We start from the raw sequence: 18,526 nt of genomic DNA, 5'->3' as shown, positions 1-18,526 counted from the left end.
CACCGACGCCGCTCCGCGACGAAAGCGTTACCGTCTCGCGCTACGGGATGGCGCGCTGCGTCTTGCCCAGCACGATGACGCCGCCCTCGGACACGTGGTAGCGCGAGCGGTCGAGGTCCGCGTCCAGGCCGATGTGCGCGCCCTCGGGCACGACGACGTCCTTGTCCAGGATCGCGCGGCGCACGACGGCGCCGCGGCCGATCTGGACGCCCTCCATCAGCACCGAGCCCTCGACGTAGGCACCCGCCGCCAAACGCACGTTGGAAGCTATGACGCTGTGTCGCACCGTCGCGCCGGCCACGATCGCGCCCGAGCCCACCATCGACTCCTGGGCGATGCCGCCCTCCACGAACTTGGCGGGCGGCAGCTGCGGGTGGTGGGTGTAGATCGGCCACTGCTGGTTGTAGAGGTTGAAGATCGGGTGGACGGCGATCAGGTCCATGTGCGCGTCGTAGTAGGCGTCGATCGACCCGACGTCGCGCCAGTACCCGTGGTCGCGCCGCTCGGTGCCGGGCACGTCGTTGTCGGCGAAGTCGTAGACGTACGCGTCACCCTTCTTCACCATCATCGGCATGATGTTGGTGCCCATGTCGTGCACCGACTGCTCGTCGCCCGCGTCCTCCTTGAGCGCCTCGAGCAGCGCCTCGGTGGTGAAGACGTAGTTGCCCATCGACGCGTAGCTCTCGTCCGGACTGTCCGGCAGCCCCGGCGGATTCGCCGGCTTCTCCAGGAACTCGATGACGCGGCGGTCCGGGTCGGCGTCGATGACGCCGAACGCGGTGGCCTCGGCGCGGGGCACGCGGATGCCGGCCACGGTGGCGCCGGCACCGGAGGCGATGTGCTGCTCGACCATCTGCCGCGGATCCATCCGGTACACGTGGTCGGCGCCGAAGACGATGATGTAGTCCGGCTTGTCGTCGTAGATCAGGTTGGCCGACTGCAGGATGGCGTCGGCGCTGCCCGTGTACCACCGCGGGCCGAGCCGCTGCTGCGCCGGGACGGGCGTGATGTAGTCGCCCAGGGCCGTCGACATCCGCCAGGTCGTGGTGATGTGACGGTCCAGGGAGTGGGACTTGTACTGCGTGAGCACGCAGATGCGCAGGTAGTTGGCGTTGACCAGGTTCGACAGGACGAAGTCGATGAGCCGGTAGTTGCCGCCGAAGGGCACCGCCGGCTTCGCGCGGTCGGCCGTCAGCGGCCAGAGGCGCTTGCCCTCGCCGCCGGCGAGGACGATGCCCAGGACTCGCGGCTCACGCGCCATGTCCGTCACCCTAGCCTTCCGGGCGTTCCGCCGCCCTGGCCCCGAGGCCTACTACGGTCATCCCCATGCGCGTCGCCGTCCTGTCACGTGAATATCCGCCCGAGGTCTACGGCGGCGCCGGGGTGCACGTCGAGTTCCTCGTCCGCGAGCTGCGGCGGCTCGTCGACGTCGACGTGCACTGCTTCGGCTCCCCCAGGGACGAACCCGGCGTGCGGGCCTACGGCACCCCGGCCGGGCTCGGCGAGGCCAACAGCGCGCTGCGGACGCTGGGCACGGACCTGGAGATCGCGCAGGGCGTGTCCGGGGCCGACATCCTGCACTCGCACACCTGGTACGCGAACCTGGCCGGCGTCCTCGGCGCACAGCTGCACGACGTGCCGCACGTGCTCAGCGCACACTCCCTCGAACCGCAGCGGCCCTGGAAGGCCGAGCAGCTCGGCGGCGGTTACCGGATCTCGTCCTGGGCCGAGCGGCAGGCCTACGAGACCGCGGACGCGATCGTGGCGGTGTCCTACGGCATGCGCGCCGACGTCCTCGACGCCTATCCGTTCGTCGACCCGGCGAAGGTGCACGTCATCCACAACGGCATCGACACCGAGCTCTACCGGCCCGCGCCCTCCGACGACGCGTTGACGCGTCACGGGGTCGACCCCGACCGCCCGTTCGCGATCTTCGTCGGGCGCATCACCCGGCAGAAGGGCCTGGCGCACCTGCTGCGTGCAGCCGAGCAGTTCGACCCCGACGTCCAGCTCGTGCTCTGTGCCGGCGCACCGGACACCCCCGAGATCGCCGCCGAGACCGCGTCCGCCGTCGAGAAGCTGGCGTCGTCCCGCCGGGGTGTCGTGTGGATCCGCGAGATGCTGCCCCGCCCCGAGCTGGCGCAGTTGCTCACCCACGCGGCCGTGTTCGTGTGCCCGTCGGTCTACGAACCGCTCGGCATCGTCAACCTCGAGGCCATGGCCTGCGAGACGGCCGTGGTCGCCAGCGCGGTCGGCGGCATCCCCGAGGTGGTCGCCGACGGCCTCACCGGGCTGCTCGTGCCGTACCACGCGGTACCGGCCGAGGAGTTCGAGGCGGGTCTCGCGACGGCGGTGAACGCCGTGTGCTCCGACCCGGTGCGCGCCACGGCTATGGGGCTGGCCGGCCGCGACCGGGCCGTCCACGAGTTCGGCTGGGACGCGATCGCGCGCCGCACGGTGGAGCTCTACGAGTCGCTGGTCTGACGCTCAGCGCAGACCGTCACCGTGAACGCCCCTTCGGGCCGGCCACCGGCGGCTGCGTGGGGTCGTCATCCGATGGGAGCAGCCGCGTCCGTCAGGGCAGGAGCACGAGTGCGGTGGCGGTGCCCGGCTCGACCTCGGTGAAGCCGCCGTCATGAACGACGGGAGCATCGGTCGCGGCGGCGTCGTCCCACTGCCGGGGCGTCGCGTCGCGCACGGCCAACGGGAAGCCGGCCTGCTGCCAGCTGCTCCGCTGTGCCGGCGTCGCGCTGCGCCACCCCAGCTGGGCGGCGTGCGCGGCCTGGGCCATCGCCTTGCCCGTCGTCATCTCGGCGTGCGGGGACAGCAGGACGAGCGGGACGCCGGGCGGGGGCGGTGCGGGCGGCTCCGGATCCTCCAGGGTGGTGCCGCCGACCTGCAGGCGGGCCAGGTCCGGCGGCCAGTCGTCGACGGGGACGGGCGGGTAGACGCGCAGCTCGGCGCTGCCCCGGACGACGTCGAGCCCGTCGACCTCACGAGCCCGCGTCCAGGCCGCGCCCCGGGCCCGGCGCACGACCTTGCGGATCCGCTGGCCGTCCCACGCGGCGAGCGCGTCGGCCCACTCGGGGCGGCCGTCGGTGAGGATCAGCAGCACCGCCCGCGCCGCGGCCTCGAGCGCGTCGGTGCGGGTGGGCGGGTCGGCCCGTTCGATGCGGATGACGAACGGCAACGCCAGTTCGCTCATGCCCCCACGGAGTTCGGGCACGTCGCTCATGCCCTGGCGCGCACCCAGTCGGCCAGCAACCGCGCACCGAAGCCGGTCGCGCCCCGCGAGATCATCCCGTCGTTGCCACCCGCCCGGGCCGGGCCGGCGATGTCCAGGTGGGCCCACGGAACCTCGCCCGCGAACGGGCGGAGGAACAAGGCCGCCGTGATCGCGCCGGGGGTGCCCGGCGAGTTGTTCGCGTCGGCGACGTCGGAGTCCAGGCGGGGCACGTACTCGTCCTGCAACGGCATCCGCCACAGCCGCTCGCCGGTGGTCTCGCCGGCGGCCAGCAACTCCCGCGCGAGTGCCTCGTCGGTGGCGAACAGGCCGCCGAGGCGCATCCCGAGCGCGAGCTTCATGGCACCGGTCAGCGTGGCGACGTCGACCAGGGCCGACGGGCGCAGCCGGGCCGCCGCGTACGCCAGCGCGTCGGCGAGCACGATGCGTCCCTCGGCGTCGGTGTTGAGGATCTCGCTGGTCCGCCCGCCGTGGTGCCGGACGACGTCGCTGGGGCGGTACGACGCGGCGCCGAAGGAGTTCTCGGCGGCCGGCACGAGGGCCGTCACCCGCACCGGCACCTGCTCGGCCGCGACGCTGCGCAGTGCGGCCAGCACCGCCGCGCCGCCGGACATGTCGGTGTGCATCGTGCGCATCCTGTCGCCGACCTTGCGGTTCAGCCCACCGGTGTCGAAGGTGATGCCCTTGCCGACGAGGACCACGTGGCCGGCCGCCTTGGCGCCGCGGGGGCGCCAGGACGCCTCGATGAGCCGGGGCGGCGCCGACGACGCGCCGCCGACGGCGAGCACCCCGTTCATGCCCTGCGCCCGCAGCCAGTCGACGTCGTGCTCGACGACGTCGACGCCGAGCGGGCCGAGTTCCGCGGTGGCCTGCCGGGCCAGCCAGACCGGCGTCTTGGTCGCGGCCGGGGTGTTCGCAAGGTCCCGCGCCCACGCCACCGCCGCCGCGGTGCGCAGGCCGCGCGCGATGGCGTCGCCGGTGTCGTCGACGCCGGCCAGGCCCACGTCGGTGGCACCCGGCTTGGGGTCGCGGGCCTCGGTGAAGCGGTAGGTGCCGAGAACGAGCCCCTCGACGAACGCGGTCAGTCGCGCACCGGACAGGCCCTCGGCGTCGAGGACGGTGCTGCCCGCCGCGAGGTCCCGCGCGCGCTTGCCGCCGGCCTCGCGGACGGCGGCCGGGTCGGCGGGCAGGTCGAGCGGCGAGCTGTCGGCCGGGGCGGCCCCGGCCGGGACGGCGTGGACGTCGAGCATGTGCCGATCCTCCCCGATGCGTCACGCCCCGCGTCCGCTGGGTGGCAGGCGGCCGTGCGCCGGACAGCACGCAGCCCCGGGTACGTGCGTGCAGCACGTCACCGGGGCCGGTGGTCGAGAAGGTGGGTCTAGCTGCCGACGGCCTTGAGCGCGTCGCCGAGCGCGTCGGCCTCGTCGGGCGTCATCTCGACGACCAGACGGCCGCCGCCCTCGAGCGGGACGCGCATGACGATGCCGCGGCCTTCCTTGGTGACTTCGAGCGGGCCGTCGCCCGTCCGCGGCTTCATGGCCGCCATGCGAACCTCCATCCAGGTGAGCCGCACGGCTCACGTTCCCGACACAGACGTGTCCGGCTCGGGAGGTCCAGAGAACCCCCGCACCGGCTTCGCCGCCCATTCTCCCTGATGACGACGGGTTCCCCCAACTCCGGGGTGACGTGACCCCCCGACCGGCGCGGGTCGGGTGGGGGCGCTGGCGCGACGTCGGTGCCGAATGCGAACATACGTTCGTGGACGACGGGCGGCCCCGCGAGCCGATCCTGCACGCCGATCTCGACTCCTTCTACGCCTCGGTCGAGCAGCGCGACGACCCCGCACTGCGGGGCCGGCCCGTCCTGGTCGGGGGTGGTGTCGTGCTCGCCGCCAGCTACGAGGCCAAGGCGTTCGGGGTCAGGTCGGCCATGAACGGCCGCGAGGCCCGCGACCTGTGCCCGGACGCCGTCGTCGTCACCCCCCGGTTCGAGGCCTACTCCGAGGCCAGCCGGGCCGTGTTCGAGGTGTTCCACGACGTCACGCCGCTGGTCGAGGGCATCTCGATCGACGAGGCGTTCCTCGACGTCGGCGGCCTGGGTCGGGTGTCGGGGTCGCCCGTCGAAATCGCGGTGCGGCTGCGTGCCCGCGTCCGCGACGAGGTCGGGCTGCCCATCACCGTGGGCATCGCGCGGACGAAGTTCCTGGCCAAGGTCGCGAGCGGGGTCGCCAAGCCCGACGGCCTGCGCCTCGTTCCGTGCGACGGCGAGCTGCGCTTCCTGCACCCGCTAGGCGTGCAGAAGCTGTGGGGGGTGGGCGCCAAGACCGCGGCGCGGCTCGCCGAGCGCGGCATCACGACCGTCGGCGAGGTCGCCGCCCTGGACGAGCATGCCCTCGTCGCCATGCTCGGCCCGGCGTCCGGCCGGCACCTGCACGCGCTGGCCCACAACCGCGACCCGCGCCCGGTGGTGGTCGGCCGGCGCCGGCGCTCGATCGGCGCACAGCGCGCGCTGGGCCGCCGGTCCATGACCGTCGCCGACATCGACGCCACCCTGATCACCCTCGTCGAGCGCACCGCCGGCCGGCTGCGTCGCGCCGACCGGCTCGCCCGCACCGTCGTCCTGCGCCTGCGGTTCGGCGACTTCACCCGCGTCACCCGCAGCCACACCCTGCCCCGCCCCACCTGCGACACCGACGCGTTCCTCGATGCGCTGCGCCGTCTCGTCGTCGTCGCGATGCCCACCATCGACCGCGAGGGCCTGACGCTGCTCGGCGTCACCCTGGCCAACCTCGAGGACGTCGACACCGTCCAGCTGGAACTTCCCTTCGCCGGGCATGAGGCGCGGGTGCTGGACACCGCCGTCGACGGCATCCGCGACCGCTTCGGCAAGGCTGCGATCACCCGCGGCGTCCTCGTCGGGCACGACACGGGCGCGGAGGTGCCCCTGCTGCCCGACTGACCCGCGGTGGGTGGGTCCGGGTCGGGCACCGGTGCGGCCGCCGGTGGATCCTGCCGGCGGCCGCAACGGCACGACTCAGGCGTGCACCCCGGGCTTGCGGTGCACGGCGAACGGAACGGCCTTCGGGTGGGCCCGCTTCGCCCCCAGGTAGACCTGCGACGCACTCAGGTTCGAGTTGCCCACGTGCAGCCGGGAGACCTCGAGTCGGGTTGCGCAGTCGGTGTGGAAGTTCACCCCGTCGACGTAACCGTGGTTGGCGAAGACGAACACCAGGCTGCGCCGGTTGGCCGACAGCTTCACGACGTCACCCCGCTCCAGCTTCACCGGGTCGAGCCGCATCGCCGAGGACGCGGTGATCACCCCGCTGTACGTCCGCTGGTCGTGGTTCTTCCCGTGGGTGACACGCAGCCGGAAGCCGTGCGTGTCGTGCCACAGGTAGTCCCCGCCGCGGTCCCCCGCGGAGAAGGACTTCGGGGTGCCCTGGACGGCGCCCTCCCACGGCGCCCTGTCGCAGGCCGCCGCCTTGGCGCTGGGCGCCGGTGTCGCCGCCGTGGCGGGTACCGCGAGCACGCCGAGACCCGCGCACCCGAGGGCCGCCGCGGCTGCGGCGGTCGCCACCTTGAGACTTCGTTTCATGCACGTCACCTTTCAACCGGACCGCCCGAGTTGACGGTCGGATCAGTTGTAGGGATCGGCTGTGCGTCCTCGATTCGAGCAACGTTCGGAGCAGGTCAGGACGTCGGGTCAGGCCTCTGCGGCCCGCCAACAGGTCGCGACGTGGTCGTCGACCATGCCGGTGGCCTGCATCAGCGCGTACGCCGTCGTCGGGCCGACGAAGCGCAACCCACGCCGTTTCAGTTCTTTCGACATGGCCGTCGACTCGGCCGACGTCGCGGGTACGTCGGACAACGTTTCCGGCCGCACATGGGTGGCGGGCGCGAACGACCACAGCAGGGCGTCGAGACCCTCGGGCACCGCGTCGAGCGCAGCGCGGGCATTGCCGATCGTTGCGTCGATCTTGGCCCGGTTGCGGACGATGCCGGCATCGGCGAGCAACCGTTCACGGTCGCTCTCGTCGAACGCCGCGATCGCCGACAGGTCGAAGCCGCGGAACGCCTCGCGGAAGGCCGGCCGCTTGCGCAGGATGGTCAGCCACGACAGCCCGGACTGGAAGCCCTCGAGCGTCAGCCGTTCGAACAGGGCGACGTCACCGTGCAGCTCGGTACCCCACTCGTCGTCGTGGTAGGCCACGTAGTCCGGTGTCGACACCGCCCAGGCGCAGCGGGGCAGGTCGCCGGACGGGTCAGCGCTCGTCATCGGTGATCGGTACTTCTGCCGGCTGCTCGCGATCTTCGAGCTCGACGCGGTTCTCGGGCTCGACGCGGTTCTCGGGCTCGACCTGGCTCTCGGGCTCGTCCGCCGTCAGCGCCTCGCCTCGCAGCCGCGCGATCTCGGCGTCGCGCTCGCGCAGCTCGCCCGCCAACCGATCGAGCAGGATGTCGGTCTCGGCGAACCGGTAGCCGCGCAGCGCGACGGGCAGGCGCACCGTGTCGACGTCCTCGGCCTGCAGGCGGCGTTCGTGCGGCAACGTCCAGACCGGCTCGTCCCGCGTCACGGGCGCGATCTGCTCGCCCGCGGGCAGGAAACGGGTGGCGAGCAGGAACAGCCCGACGGCGACGACGATCGCCAGCAGCACGTAGAGGAGCAGGTGGAGCATTCGAGGATCCTGTCACGCGGCCACGACGACGTGGATCATCCGCTCAGGCGGCTGCCGACTCAGTCGGCGATGCCCGCCAAGGCCGTGGTCCGCTCCGGCGTCAGGCGGACCAGCATCTCCTCGGGCACGGCGTTGCGGCGGCCGAACGCCTCGGCGTTCTCCGCACCCATGTAGCGCCCACCGAGCCGGGTGGTCCAGACCAGCATCTCGCCCAGGTCGCCGCTGATCTCGACCCGGCCGGTGACGGTGACGAAGGAGAACGGCGGCGCCGCCTCGTCGACGGTCAGGGTGGCGACGCCGGTACGCACCAGGTTCCGGCCCTTGACGGTGTCGCGCCCCGTCGTGAACACGATGTCGTCGCCGTCGAGCACGAACCAGATCGGCGCGGCGTGCGGGGTGCCGTCCTTGCGCACGGTCGACAGCACGCCGGTACGGGTGCCCTCGGTCAGGAAGGTGCGGCGTTCGTCGTCGGTCATCCGGGTTGCCATGACCACAGGGTAGGTGGTGGGCCTCGGCGTGGGCGGCGTTCGGCGTGGTCGCCGGTCCGTGGTGGACTCTGCGCATGACGACCGAGTCCCCCGTCCTGCGCGAGCGCCGGCCCGACGGCATCGAGATCCTGCGCCTGAACCGTCCCGACAAGCGCAACGCCCTCGACACCGAGAGCCTGGCCCTCGTCATCGCCGCGCTGGACGAGCTGTCCGCCGACGACGACCTGCGCGCGCTGGTGTTCTCGACGACCGATTCCTGGGCGCTGTGCGCGGGCGCCGACGTCGGCGAGCAGCTGGACGACGCCGCGGGGTACGCCCGGATGGCCGCGTTCACCCGCATGTACAGCGGGATCGATGCGCTGCCGGTGCCGGTGATCGCGGTGTGCGTGGGCAACTGCGTCGGGGCGGGCGCCGAGATCGTCGCCGGCGCGGACCTGCGGGTCGGCGGCGACAACCTGAAGCTGGCGTGGGCCGGCGCCCGGCTGGGCGTGCCGGTGGGCCCCGCGCGACTCGCCCCGCTGATCGGGCTGGCGCGGGCCAAGGACCTGGTGTTCACCGGGCGCTCGATCGGCATCGACGAGGCACGCGAGCTGGGCCTGATGCAGCGGGTCGCGGCCGCCGCCGACGCCGAGGCGGCGGCGATCGAGCTCGCGGAACAGGTCGCCGCCCAGTCCCCCGGCGGCGTCCGGGTCCTCAAGCAGCTGTTCCGCGACCTCGACGGCACCCCGGAACGCATCGCCCAGGAGAACGAGCGGCTGCTCTACTTCCAGGAGCACGGCCCCGGCCTGCCCCGCGGCACGTCCTGACCGCTCGTTCCTGATCGTCACTGCCGATCGTCACCCAGGCCCTACACCCTTCAGGCGACGGCGAACGTCATCTCCGGCAGGTGGTGGGCGGTGTTGGTTCGTCGGCGCTGCTGGGGGTCGAGCCAGGCCGGCGGTGTCCACTGCGGCACCCCGTCGACCATCTCGACCACCCACCCTGCCGCCTCGAACGTGCGGTGGTGGTGCGCGCACAGCAGGCAGAGGTTGTCCAGATCCGTCCTCCCGCCACGGATCCAGGCGCGGATGTGGTGCACCTCCGTCCACGCGCCGGGGCGATCGCAGCGGGGAAAGCAGCACCCGCCGTCCCGGGCAGTAAGCGCACGGCGCTGGGCCGCCGACGCGCAGCGACGCGTGCGGCCGTAGTCGAGGATCTCGCCGTGGGCGGTGAGGGCGACGGTGACGACGTCGGCCTCGTCGGCCAGGCGCAGGAACCGTTCCACGCTCACGACGTCGCCGTGTGCGGTCTGCGCCACCCCACCGGATGCGCCTGCCGCGGCACCCGCCAGGTCGTCGGCATCGACGCGCACGACCACCGTGACGGGGACGCCCCCGCATTCGGGCAGCGTCCCGGAGCGCAGCAACCGCAGCCCGGCCTCGAGCATCGCGTCGTGGCGTCGCTGCCCTGCGGTGCGCTCGTCGCTGGTGCCGTCCTCCACCGGTTGCGGGGCGCCGAGAGAGTCAAGGATGGCCTGCCAGACCGCCTTGGTCTCCGGTGTCAGCGTGCCGTGCACCTCGTCGCCGCCGCGCCCCCCGATGGTGAACCAGCGCCGCCGCTCGAGCTCCTTGTCGCGAGGCTCGGCGCCGTCCGGGTCCAGACGGGCCAGCAGCAGGTCTCCTGAGCGACGCAACGCACCCGGATCCTCGTGCTGCGCCGCCGTGACGAGGAAGTCCTCGGCGGCATCGAACACCGTGCGCGGCCCCTGCGGCGTCGTCACCGACTCGAGGGCGACCGTCGCCGGCAGGCGACCCAGGTAGCGGGTGATCACGTCGACGTGCGCCCCCGAGATGAGCCCGTCGCGCAGGGCGCCGGCGGTGCGGGGGTGAATGGGCGGCAGCGCTTCGCCCGACAGCGCACGCCGGGGCCCGATGTCGACCGAGCGCTGCGCCCGTGCGCGCGCTTCCGTGCGGGTCACCCGGGTCAGGCCGCCGATGAGGTCGGGCAGCGACGTCGCCCCGAACCGAGCAGGCGGCGCTTGCGCGGCGAGAGCGGAGACGAGCCTTGCGTCGTCCGCCTCCAGGCGACGGCGTTCTGCCTCGCGGGCGGTGACGAGTTCGGCGAGCTCCGCAGGGTTCAACGCTTCGTAGTCGGTCGCCAGGAACCCGTCCACGACAGCGGTGAATGCTGCCTGCAGGTCACGTGCGGACGACTCGATCACGACATGATTCTCGCAACGGGGTCTGACAGAAATGGGTGTCAGCCGCAGCTCTGCCGAAAGAATCTCGGCACTTCTCGCCGGCGCCCAGTGCTTGCTTTTTGCCGAGGTAGTTCCGTGTCGCCTCGTCGTTTAGCGCGGTTCCGTCATCGAGCGTCAGAACGAGGGTCGACGTGTACGCCGACGATCAGAGCGCGCGGACTTCGACAGGAGGAGCCGCGGGGACGTGTCGATCAATCAGCATCAGACGACCGGGCTCGACGAGGCCCGCGTTGTAACGAAGACCTGAGCCCGCATCCTGCAGTTCGGCGACGGACTCCCGGTTTCGCGATGCCGTCACGTGGTACATCCGAGTCACGGCAGGAGGCTACGACCCTTCACCCCGCCGGAGGGACACACTGAACCCATGACCGACGAGCACACCCGCCATCTCGGCGTCCGCATCGACCGGCCCGCCGCAGCCGTCTACGCCTTCGCGGGCAACCCGACCAACCTGCCGTCCTGGGCACCCGGGCTGAGCTCGGCGGTCACGCTCGAAGACGGCCGCTGGATCGCCGACTCACCCATGGGCCGGGTGGCGTTCGCCTTCGCACCGCCCAACGACTTCGGCGTCCTCGACCACGAGGTCACCCTGCCGAGCGGCGAGGTCGTCCTGAACCCCATGCGCGCCATACCCAACGGTACGGAGTGCGACGTCGTCTTCACCCTGCGTCGCCGGCCCGGGGTCAGCGCCGAGGAGTTCGAGCGCGACGCGGCGGCCGTCTCGCGCGACCTGCAGAACCTAAAGCGGGTGCTCGAGCAGTGACGGCAGTGCGGCTGCTCGACGCGGCAACCGTCGAGCGGCTGCGCGCCCAATCGCTGACCTATCCGGAGGTGGGCCGCGTGTTCGGCGAGCTGCCCACCGGTTACCGGCACCTGCGACGCACCCGACGACTGCCCGAGGGCACCGGCTTCGACGAGGCGTCCCGTGCCTTGCTGCAGTGGCAGGTGCAGGCCCGCTCGGGCCTGCGCGTGGCCGCGTCCAGCATTGAGGTCGAGCAGGATGCCGTGGTGGTGCTGAGCGTCGGCGTCGGCCCGCTCGCGCTAACCATCCCGTGCCGCGTGGTCGCCGTCGTCGACGCCTCGAACCGTCGTGGCTTCGCCTACGGCACCCTGCCCGGGCACCCCGAGCGCGGCGAGGAGGCATTCGTCCTCGAGCGCCACGACGACGGCTCGGTCGACTTCACGATCACCGCCTTCTCCCGGCCCGCCACCCGGCTGGCGCGCCTGGGCGGCCCCATCGGCACGGGCGTCCAGGACCTGGTCACGAGACGCTACCTGCGCGCGCTCGACGGCTAGAACGCACGACGGCTAGAGCGCTCGACGGCTAGAGCAGCTGCGCCAGCAGCGTGAACGCCTCGTCGACGCCGGACACCCGGTGCAGCTGCGCCAACGCCGCCGCCCGCACGAAGCCGCGCGCCTGCAGGGAGTCGAGGAACGCCCAGAGCGGGTCGTAGAAGCCGTCGTCGTCGAGCACGAGCACGGGCTTCGCGTGCATGCTCAGCGAGCCCGCCGTCCACACCTCGAATAACTCCTCGAGCGTGCCGATGCCTCCGGGCAGCGCGATGAACGCATCGGACCGTTCGTCCATCACGCGCTTGCGTTCGCGCATCGTGTCGACGACCACGAGCTCGTCCGCGTCCGTGTCGGCGACCTCGTAGGGCACGAGGTGCTGCGGGATGATGCCGGCGGTGTGCGCCCCGCCGGCCCGTGCCGCGCGGGCGACCGCACCCATCATCGACACCCGGCCGCCGCCCGAGACCAACGCGTACCCCTCGGTGGCCAGCCGGGACCCGACGGCCGCCGCCAGCTCGACGTAGCGGCGGTCGATGGTCTCCGAGGACGAGCAGTAGACGCAGATCGACGCCGTGGTCACGGACTGGGTCGGTCGGCGACCGCGGCGCGCTCGGCCTGGGCCTGCGCCGACCGCTCGGACTCGGCCGCGAGGATGTGGCCGACGGCGTCGTCGACGTCGTCGGTGACGTGCAGCAGGTCGAGGTCGTGCTCGCCGATCTTGCCGGCCTCCCGCACCGTCGAGCGCAACCAGTCGATCAGGCCGCCCCAGTACGCGCTGCCGAACAGGATCACCGGGAACCGGGTGACCTTCTGGGTCTGCACGAGGGTCAGCGCCTCGAACGTCTCGTCCAGCGTCCCGAACCCGCCTGGGAGGATGACGAAGGCCTGGGCGTACTTGACGAACATCGTCTTGCGGGCGAAGAAGTACCGGAAGTTGATGCCGATGTCGACCCAGTGGTTGAGGCTCTGCTCGAACGGCAGCTCGATGCCGAGGCCCACCGACACCCCGCCGGCCTCGCAGGCGCCACGGTTGGCCGCCTCCATGGCTCCCGGGCCGCCCCCGGTGATGACCGCGAAGCCGGCCACGGCCAGCGCGGACCCGAGCCGGCGTGCGATCTCGTACTCGGGGTGGTCCGGACCGGTCCGGGCCGAGCCGAACACCGAGACCGCCTTGGGCAGCTCGGCGAGCAGGCCGAAGCCCTCCACGAACTCGCTCTGGATCCGCAGAACGCGCCACGGGTCGGTGTGCACCCAGTCCGACGGCCCGCGGGAGTCCAGCAGGCGCTGGTCGGTGGTCCCGGACTGCACCTGGGCGCGGCGCAGGACCACGGGGCCACGGCTGCGCTGGCCGGGGGGCGGGCCGGGGCGCTCGGCACTTTCGCTCATGAAGGCACCGTAGCGAGATGTCCGTCGCTGCCCGTCGCGGGCAATGTGAGATCCGTGTTAGGAGGACCAAGGTCCCGGGCATACCGACTGTGCTGCACCGAGCCGATCGGACGCAGCTGGCAGCACGACATCCCATACCCCGCCTCCCCTGGACGGTCATCATGGACGCCACCACCGCCTCGCAGTCCCGCTCCCGCCACGGCCTGCTGCTCACCGCCCTCGCGCTGACCGTCGCCCTGCTGGTCACGCTGCTGCAGCCGGGCCGCGCGGATGCGAAGACCGCGCTGCCGGCCCGCACCGCGACCGAGGCGTCCTGGGGCAAGTCGGTGCTGACCCTGCTCAACCAGGAGCGCGCCGCGCACCACCTGCACGCCGTCACGTCGAACGCCAAGCTGCTCAACTCGGCCCGCGGCCACAACCTCGCGATGGCCCGCGCCAACCTCATGTCGCACCAGGAGAAGGGCGAGCCCGCGCTGGGTTCCCGCGTCACGGCCGCCGGCTACAAGTGGAGCTGGGCCGGCGAAAACATCGGCTGGAACAGTCAGGTGACGGGCGCCGGAGTCCTCATGCTGCAGAAGATGATGTACAACGAGGTCGCTCCGAACGACGGCCACCGGCTCAACATCCTCAACACGCACTTCACCAACGTGGGTGTCGACGTCTACGTCGACAAGACCCACCACAAGGTCTGGCTGACGGTCGACTTCGGACGCCCCTGAGGGATCCGAGACACCGCAGGGGAGATCGCCCGCCAGGGCGCAGGCCCGGTGAACGGGACCGTACCGGGGAGGGACGGTCCCGTTCACCGGGCCTCACTGCTGCGCAGTGGGCCGGTTCGATCGCACGTCAGGACGACGACAGGAAGCGCAGCAGGGCCTGCTCGCCCGAGCGGATGAGCGACATCGACACCGACTCGTCCCGGGTGTGCGCCAGCTTCGGGTCCCCCGGGCCGAAGTTCACGGCGGGCACCCCCAGCGGCCCGAACCGCGCGACGTCCGTCCAGCCCAGCTTGGCCCGTACCTCGCCGCCCACCGCGGCCACGAACTCGGCGGCCACCGGCCGGTCCAGACCGGGCCGCGCCCCGGGCGCGCTGTCGGTGAGCACGACGTCGAACCCGTCGAACACCTCGCGGACGTGGTCGAGCGCCGCGTTCTCGGAGCGGTCCGGGGCGAAGCGGAAGTTGACCGTGACCACGCACTGGTCGGGCACGACGTTGCCCGCCACCCCACCGCTGATGCCCACTGCCTGCAGGCCCTCCCGGTAGGTCAGGCCGTCGACGTTCACCACCCGCGCCTCGTAGCCCGCCAGCCGCTCGAGCACCGGCGCCGCGGCGTGGATCGCGTTGACCCCCAGCCAGGCCCGCGCGCTGTGGGCCCGGGTGCCGGTGGTGCGCACCTGCACGCGCAGCGTCCCCTGGCAGCCGCCCTCGACCGCACCCTCGGTGCCCTCCAACAGCACGGCGAGGTCACCGGCCAGCGCCTCAGGTCGGGTGCGCGCGATGCGACCGAGCCCGTTGCGCGCCGCCTCGACCTCCTCGCAGTCGTAGGCGACTAAGGTCAGGTCGACGCGCGGATTGAGGGCCCCCGAGCCGACCAGGTGCGCGGCGCGGAGCATCACGGCCAGCCCCGACTTCATGTCCGACGTGCCGCAGCCGAACAGGGTGTCACCCTCGACCCGGGAGGGCAGGTTGCCGGCGATCGGCACGGTGTCGAGGTGGCCGGCGAGCACCACGCGCTGCGGGCGGCCGAGGTCGGTGCGGGCCAGTACGACGTTGCCGTCGCGTTCGACGGCCAGGCCCGGCAGGACCCGGAGGGCCTCGTGCACCAGGCCGGCGAGGTGGTCCTCGTCGCCGGAGACCGACTCGACGTCGACGAGCGCGGCGGTGAGCGAGACGGGGTCGGCGGCGAGATCCAGCACGACGCTGAACGCTACCGGTGCCCGCCGTGGAGGCTTGTCTACTCTGGCCGGATGACTGAGCGCAGGGCCTGGGGCTACGGCCTGGCCACGACCGTGACCGGGGGGCCGGCCACCGGGCGCGTCCTGGACACCTGGTACCCCGAGCCGGCGCTGGGCGCCCAGCCCGCCGATGCCGCCGCACCCCACGACCTGGCGGCGTTGACCGGCACGCAGGAGGCCGCCTCCGAGCGCCAGGTGCGCCTCGACATCACCGTGTGCGAGATCGACCTCGACGCCGCCCCGGCGGACACCTCGGACGCCTACCTGCGCCTGCACCTGCTGTCGCACCGCCTCGTCCGGCCCCGCGAGGTGAACCTGGACGGGGTGTTCGGGGTGCTGCCCAACAACGTGTGGACCACGCTCGGCCCGTGCCCGCCCGAGGGTTTCGAGCAGACGCGCATCAGCCTGCGACGCAAGGGGCCGGTGCAGGTGCTCGGCGTCGACAAGTTCCCCCGCATGACCGACTACGTGCTGCCCACCGGCGTGCGCATCGCCGACGCCGACCGCGTCCGGCTCGGTGCCCACCTCGCCGAGGGCACCACCGTCATGCACGAGGGCTTCTGCAACTACAACGCCGGCACGCTGGGCGCCTCGATGGTCGAGGGACGCATCTCGGCCGGCGTGGTCGTCGACGACGGTTCCGACGTCGGCGGTGGCGCCTCGATCATGGGCACGCTGTCCGGTGGTGGCACGCAGGTGATCTCGGTCGGCAAGCGCTGCCTCATCGGCGCGAACGCCGGCATCGGCATCTCCCTCGGCGACGACTGCGTGGTCGCGGCGGGCACCTATGTCACGGCCGGCTCGAAGGTGACGCTGCCCGACGGCCGGGTCGTCAAGGCTCTGGAGCTGTCGGGTCAGTCCGGGCTGCAGTTCTGGACCAACTCCGCCTCTGGCGTGCTGGAGGCACGTCCGCGCGCCGGGGCGTTCACGCTCAACGCGGCCCTGCACGCCAACGACTGACCGATGGCGAGCAGACGTACCCGGCTGACCGTCACCGTCTTCGTCGCGGTGGTCGTGGTCGTGCTCGCCGTGGTGTGGGTCCCGCGGCTCGTGCGCACGGCCAAGTCGCACTTCACCGCCGACGTCTGCACCGTGCAGGGCTACGACCTCGACCCCGACCAGGCCGCCGTCGCGTCCACCATGATCGGCTCGGTGACCGACTTCCGCAGCCCGCTGCCGTTCCGCGCGTCGGTGCTGGTGCTCATGGCGGGCCTGCAGGAGAGCAAGCTGCGCAACCTCGCGCCCGGCGACGGCGACCGTGACTCTGTCGGCGTGCTGCAGCAGCGGCCCTCGCAGGGTTGGGGCGGCGGCAAGGCGGCGGCGCTCACCGACGTCGGTGAGGCGACGCGCGAGTTCCTGGCCGCACTGGTCAAGGTTCAGGACTGGCAGACGATGGCCCCTGCCGACGCGATCCAGGCCGTGCAGATCTCGGCCGACGGCAGTGCCTACGCCCAGCACGAGAGCGAGGCCACGGCCCTGGCCACGGCGCTGCAGGGCCGTCGCGCCGCCGACATCACCTGCAGCTTCGACGCCCCGACGAAGGTCGCGGCTGCCACCACCGTGGCGCAGCAGGTCGGCAAGCAGCTGGGCATCACCACCCCGGTGGCGCGCGGACGGACGGTCACCGTGCCCGGCGCGCACTGGCAGACGGCGGCGTGGTTCGTGGCGAACAGTGACCGGCTCGGGATCGACCAGGTCGACTACGCCGGCCGTACCTGGAAGCGCTCGAAGGGCTGGAAGACGTCGTCAGCGGGGTCCGCGGCGGTCGTCGCGACGATGCACGAGCTGAAGAAGTAACGCTCCCACGCGCTGTGCCAATTCGTCGTGCCCGCTGTGCCTACTCGTCGTGCTCGACGGGCGGCAGATCCTTGATCCACTGCGGGTCGTGCGCGGTCGCGCCGACCTTGGACGCGCCGCCGGGCGAACCCAGGTCGTCGAAGAAGTCGACGTTCGCCTTGGTGTAGTCGCGCCACTTCTCCGGCAGGTCGTCCTCGTAGAAGATCGCCTCGACGGGGCACACCGGCTCGCACGCACCGCAGTCGACGCACTCGTCGGGGTGGATGTAGAGCATCCGACCGCCCTCGTAGATGCAGTCGACGGGGCACTCCTCGATGCAGGCCTTGTCGAGCAGATCCACACAGGGCTCGGCGATTACGTACGTCACTGCGTTCCTCCGAAAGGCATGCGGGTCGGGCTGGGTCGGGCCAGGCGTCGTCGGACGGGATCTAGTATGCCGACCGTGGTGGAGCCTAGCTGGGTGGGGCGTCGGGTCAGCGTGCGCCGTGTCGTCGAACGTGCCCCTGACGGCCGGCTGCTGTTCGGCGATGTGGTCGGCGACCTGGTCGGGCTGGACGCCCAGACCGCGGTGGTCGAGTCCCGCCGCGGCCTAGTCGAGATCCCGCTGGAGCTCATCGCGCTGGCGAAGCCGGTCGTGGCGTCGACCGCCGAGGAGCTCGAGCTCGAACGGCTCGCCGCGCGCGGCATCCGCGCCGCCGAGACCGAGCAGCTCGGCGGCTGGGTGCTGCGCGCCGACCACGGATTCCTGCGCCGGGCCAACTCGGTCCTGCCGCTCGGCCAACCGGGCATGCCGCTCGACGAGGCGCTGGCCCGGGCCCACGACTGGTACGCGGCCCGGGGCCTGCCGCTGCGCATCGCGGTGCCCACCGAGGCACGCAGGCTGCTCGACGCCGAACTGGGCGAGCGGTGGTGGCCGATCGAGACCCCGGCGCACCTGATGACCGGCCGTCTCGACCATCTCGTGGCGCCGGCGGCGGAGGTGACGGACGTCGCAGTGGAGGCCGCCCCCGATGACGCCTGGTTCGCGCTCTACCGCGACGGCGACAGCGGCGGGGAGGCCGGCCGGGCGTTGCTGACCCGCCACGACCGTGCGGTGTTCGCGTCGGTGCGCGAGGGCGGCCACACGGTCGCGATCGGGCGCGGGTCCGTCGACGACGGCTGGCTGGGTGTCGCCGGCGTCGAGGTGGCCCCGGACGCCCGACGGCGCGGGCTGGCCACGGCAGTGACCGCGGCGCTGTGGGCGTGGGGTCGCGACCAGGGCGCCACCCGCAGCTACCTGCAGGTCGAGGCCGACAACGAGTCGGCGCTCGCCCTGTACGCCCGGCAGGGCTACCGGGTGCACCACGACTACCGCTACCGCATCGAACCGTCCGGCGAAGCCGAGTCGCCCGCCCCCTAGACTTCAGCCATGGCCGAGGTCCCGGACAACAGCAGGCTGCTCGTCATCT

At 72.3% G+C, this 18,526-nt stretch carries 22 protein-coding genes; 9 read left to right on the top strand and 13 right to left on the bottom strand.

The window, feature by feature from the left end; genetic code table 11:
* Positions 1-40: 40 nt before the first annotated feature.
* Positions 41-1,261: a glucose-1-phosphate adenylyltransferase gene (gene glgC, locus ACFFCA_RS08825; RefSeq protein ID WP_375483853.1), complete on the bottom strand. Its 1,221-nt coding sequence runs from the start codon at positions 1,259-1,261 to the stop codon at positions 41-43.
* 65 nt (positions 1,262-1,326) lie between these two features.
* On the opposite strand from glgC, the gene glgA reads away from it, so the two are divergent.
* Entirely contained in the window at positions 1,327-2,484 is a 1,158-nt protein-coding gene (glgA, locus tag ACFFCA_RS08820) for a glycogen synthase (protein ID WP_375483851.1), read from the top strand.
* Between the two features lie 91 nt (positions 2,485-2,575).
* Here the strand turns inward: glgA and ACFFCA_RS08815 are convergent, their stop codons facing one another.
* The 3 genes from ACFFCA_RS08815 to ACFFCA_RS08805 all read right to left on the bottom strand — a co-directional run bounded on the left by ACFFCA_RS08815 (position 2,576) and on the right by ACFFCA_RS08805 (position 4,790).
* A complete protein-coding gene (locus ACFFCA_RS08815) occupies positions 2,576-3,235 on the bottom strand; it encodes a peptidyl-tRNA hydrolase (RefSeq protein ID WP_375483850.1) in 660 nt (219 codons plus the stop codon).
* Positions 3,232-4,494, bottom strand: a complete 1,263-nt coding sequence (locus tag ACFFCA_RS08810; RefSeq protein ID WP_375483848.1) for a M17 family metallopeptidase — start codon at positions 4,492-4,494, stop codon at positions 3,232-3,234. Before ACFFCA_RS08810 ends, ACFFCA_RS08815 begins: the two co-directional genes overlap by 4 nt.
* Before the next feature lie 128 nt (positions 4,495-4,622).
* Positions 4,623-4,790, bottom strand: coding sequence for a DUF3117 domain-containing protein (locus tag ACFFCA_RS08805; protein WP_375483846.1), 168 nt, complete (start codon positions 4,788-4,790; stop codon positions 4,623-4,625).
* 212 nt (positions 4,791-5,002) lie between these two features.
* On the opposite strand from ACFFCA_RS08805, the gene dinB reads away from it, so the two are divergent.
* The gene (dinB, locus tag ACFFCA_RS08800; protein ID WP_375483844.1) at positions 5,003-6,202 is read left to right on the top strand and encodes a DNA polymerase IV; all 1,200 of its coding nucleotides are present in this window, start codon (positions 5,003-5,005) and stop codon (positions 6,200-6,202) included.
* A 75-nt stretch (positions 6,203-6,277) separates the two neighbouring features.
* On the opposite strand, the gene ACFFCA_RS08795 is transcribed toward dinB, so the two are convergent.
* The 4 genes from ACFFCA_RS08795 to ACFFCA_RS08780 form a co-directional block, all read right to left on the bottom strand.
* Positions 6,278-6,838, bottom strand: coding sequence for a hypothetical protein (locus ACFFCA_RS08795; RefSeq protein ID WP_375483841.1), 561 nt, complete (start codon positions 6,836-6,838; stop codon positions 6,278-6,280).
* A 108-nt stretch (positions 6,839-6,946) separates the two neighbouring features.
* Positions 6,947-7,519: a DNA-3-methyladenine glycosylase I gene (locus tag ACFFCA_RS08790; protein ID WP_375483839.1), complete on the bottom strand. Its 573-nt coding sequence runs from the start codon at positions 7,517-7,519 to the stop codon at positions 6,947-6,949.
* The gene (locus ACFFCA_RS08785) at positions 7,506-7,919 is read right to left on the bottom strand and encodes a DivIVA domain-containing protein (protein WP_375483837.1); all 414 of its coding nucleotides are present in this window, start codon (positions 7,917-7,919) and stop codon (positions 7,506-7,508) included. Before ACFFCA_RS08785 ends, ACFFCA_RS08790 begins: the two co-directional genes overlap by 14 nt.
* A 59-nt stretch (positions 7,920-7,978) precedes the next feature.
* Positions 7,979-8,407, bottom strand: coding sequence for a PPOX class F420-dependent oxidoreductase (locus ACFFCA_RS08780; protein WP_375483835.1), 429 nt, complete (start codon positions 8,405-8,407; stop codon positions 7,979-7,981).
* A 74-nt stretch (positions 8,408-8,481) separates the two neighbouring features.
* Here ACFFCA_RS08780 and ACFFCA_RS08775 point away from each other — a divergent pair, with 74 nt between their 5' ends.
* Positions 8,482-9,213, top strand: coding sequence for an enoyl-CoA hydratase/isomerase family protein (locus ACFFCA_RS08775; RefSeq protein ID WP_375483833.1), 732 nt, complete (start codon positions 8,482-8,484; stop codon positions 9,211-9,213).
* Positions 9,214-9,263: 50 nt separating this feature from the next.
* Here the strand turns inward: ACFFCA_RS08775 and ACFFCA_RS08770 are convergent, their stop codons facing one another.
* A complete protein-coding gene (locus tag ACFFCA_RS08770) occupies positions 9,264-10,607 on the bottom strand; it encodes a DUF222 domain-containing protein (protein ID WP_375483831.1) in 1,344 nt (447 codons plus the stop codon).
* A 403-nt stretch (positions 10,608-11,010) separates the two neighbouring features.
* Between ACFFCA_RS08770 and ACFFCA_RS08765 the strand changes: the two genes are divergently transcribed.
* Together ACFFCA_RS08765 and ACFFCA_RS08760 are read left to right on the top strand one after the other, a co-directional pair.
* Entirely contained in the window at positions 11,011-11,409 is a 399-nt protein-coding gene (locus tag ACFFCA_RS08765) for an SRPBCC family protein (RefSeq protein WP_375483829.1), read from the top strand.
* Entirely contained in the window at positions 11,406-11,942 is a 537-nt protein-coding gene (locus ACFFCA_RS08760) for a DUF1990 family protein (protein ID WP_375483827.1), read from the top strand. Before ACFFCA_RS08765 ends, ACFFCA_RS08760 begins: the two co-directional genes overlap by 4 nt.
* Positions 11,943-11,970: 28 nt before the next feature.
* Here ACFFCA_RS08760 and ACFFCA_RS08755 read toward each other — a convergent pair whose 3' ends face one another.
* Positions 11,971-12,519 (bottom strand): TIGR00730 family Rossman fold protein, encoded by a 549-nt coding sequence (locus tag ACFFCA_RS08755; protein WP_375483825.1) that lies wholly within the window; start codon positions 12,517-12,519, stop codon positions 11,971-11,973.
* Positions 12,516-13,325, bottom strand: coding sequence for a TIGR00730 family Rossman fold protein (locus tag ACFFCA_RS08750; RefSeq protein ID WP_375483823.1), 810 nt, complete (start codon positions 13,323-13,325; stop codon positions 12,516-12,518). The genes ACFFCA_RS08755 and ACFFCA_RS08750 overlap by 4 nt, the downstream gene beginning before the upstream one ends.
* 161 nt (positions 13,326-13,486) lie before the next feature.
* On the opposite strand from ACFFCA_RS08750, the gene ACFFCA_RS08745 reads away from it, so the two are divergent.
* On the top strand, positions 13,487-14,044 hold the full coding sequence (locus ACFFCA_RS08745) for a CAP domain-containing protein (protein ID WP_375483821.1): 558 nt from the start codon (positions 13,487-13,489) through the stop codon (positions 14,042-14,044).
* A 127-nt stretch (positions 14,045-14,171) separates the two neighbouring features.
* Here the strand turns inward: ACFFCA_RS08745 and dapE are convergent, their stop codons facing one another.
* The gene (dapE, locus tag ACFFCA_RS08740; protein WP_375483820.1) at positions 14,172-15,242 is read right to left on the bottom strand and encodes a succinyl-diaminopimelate desuccinylase; all 1,071 of its coding nucleotides are present in this window, start codon (positions 15,240-15,242) and stop codon (positions 14,172-14,174) included.
* 51 nt (positions 15,243-15,293) lie between these two features.
* On the opposite strand from dapE, the gene dapD reads away from it, so the two are divergent.
* Both dapD and ACFFCA_RS08730 read left to right on the top strand, forming a co-directional pair.
* The gene (dapD, locus tag ACFFCA_RS08735; RefSeq protein ID WP_375483818.1) at positions 15,294-16,241 is read left to right on the top strand and encodes a 2,3,4,5-tetrahydropyridine-2,6-dicarboxylate N-succinyltransferase; all 948 of its coding nucleotides are present in this window, start codon (positions 15,294-15,296) and stop codon (positions 16,239-16,241) included.
* Between the two features lie 3 nt (positions 16,242-16,244).
* Positions 16,245-17,078: a hypothetical protein gene (locus ACFFCA_RS08730; RefSeq protein WP_375483816.1), complete on the top strand. Its 834-nt coding sequence runs from the start codon at positions 16,245-16,247 to the stop codon at positions 17,076-17,078.
* Positions 17,079-17,118: 40 nt separating this feature from the next.
* Here the strand turns inward: ACFFCA_RS08730 and fdxA are convergent, their stop codons facing one another.
* Positions 17,119-17,445 (bottom strand): ferredoxin, encoded by a 327-nt coding sequence (gene fdxA, locus ACFFCA_RS08725; RefSeq protein WP_375483814.1) that lies wholly within the window; start codon positions 17,443-17,445, stop codon positions 17,119-17,121.
* A 75-nt stretch (positions 17,446-17,520) separates the two neighbouring features.
* Here fdxA and ACFFCA_RS08720 point away from each other — a divergent pair, with 75 nt between their 5' ends.
* Entirely contained in the window at positions 17,521-18,477 is a 957-nt protein-coding gene (locus ACFFCA_RS08720; protein WP_375483812.1) for a GNAT family N-acetyltransferase, read from the top strand.
* The last annotated feature ends 49 nt before the right edge of the window (positions 18,478-18,526 follow it).

Origin of the sequence: uncultured Jatrophihabitans sp. (genome assembly GCF_964252635.1) — a bacterium.
Lineage (GTDB): Bacteria > Actinomycetota > Actinomycetes > Mycobacteriales > Jatrophihabitantaceae > Jatrophihabitans.
This window is presented reverse-complemented; position numbering and strand designations above follow the sequence as displayed.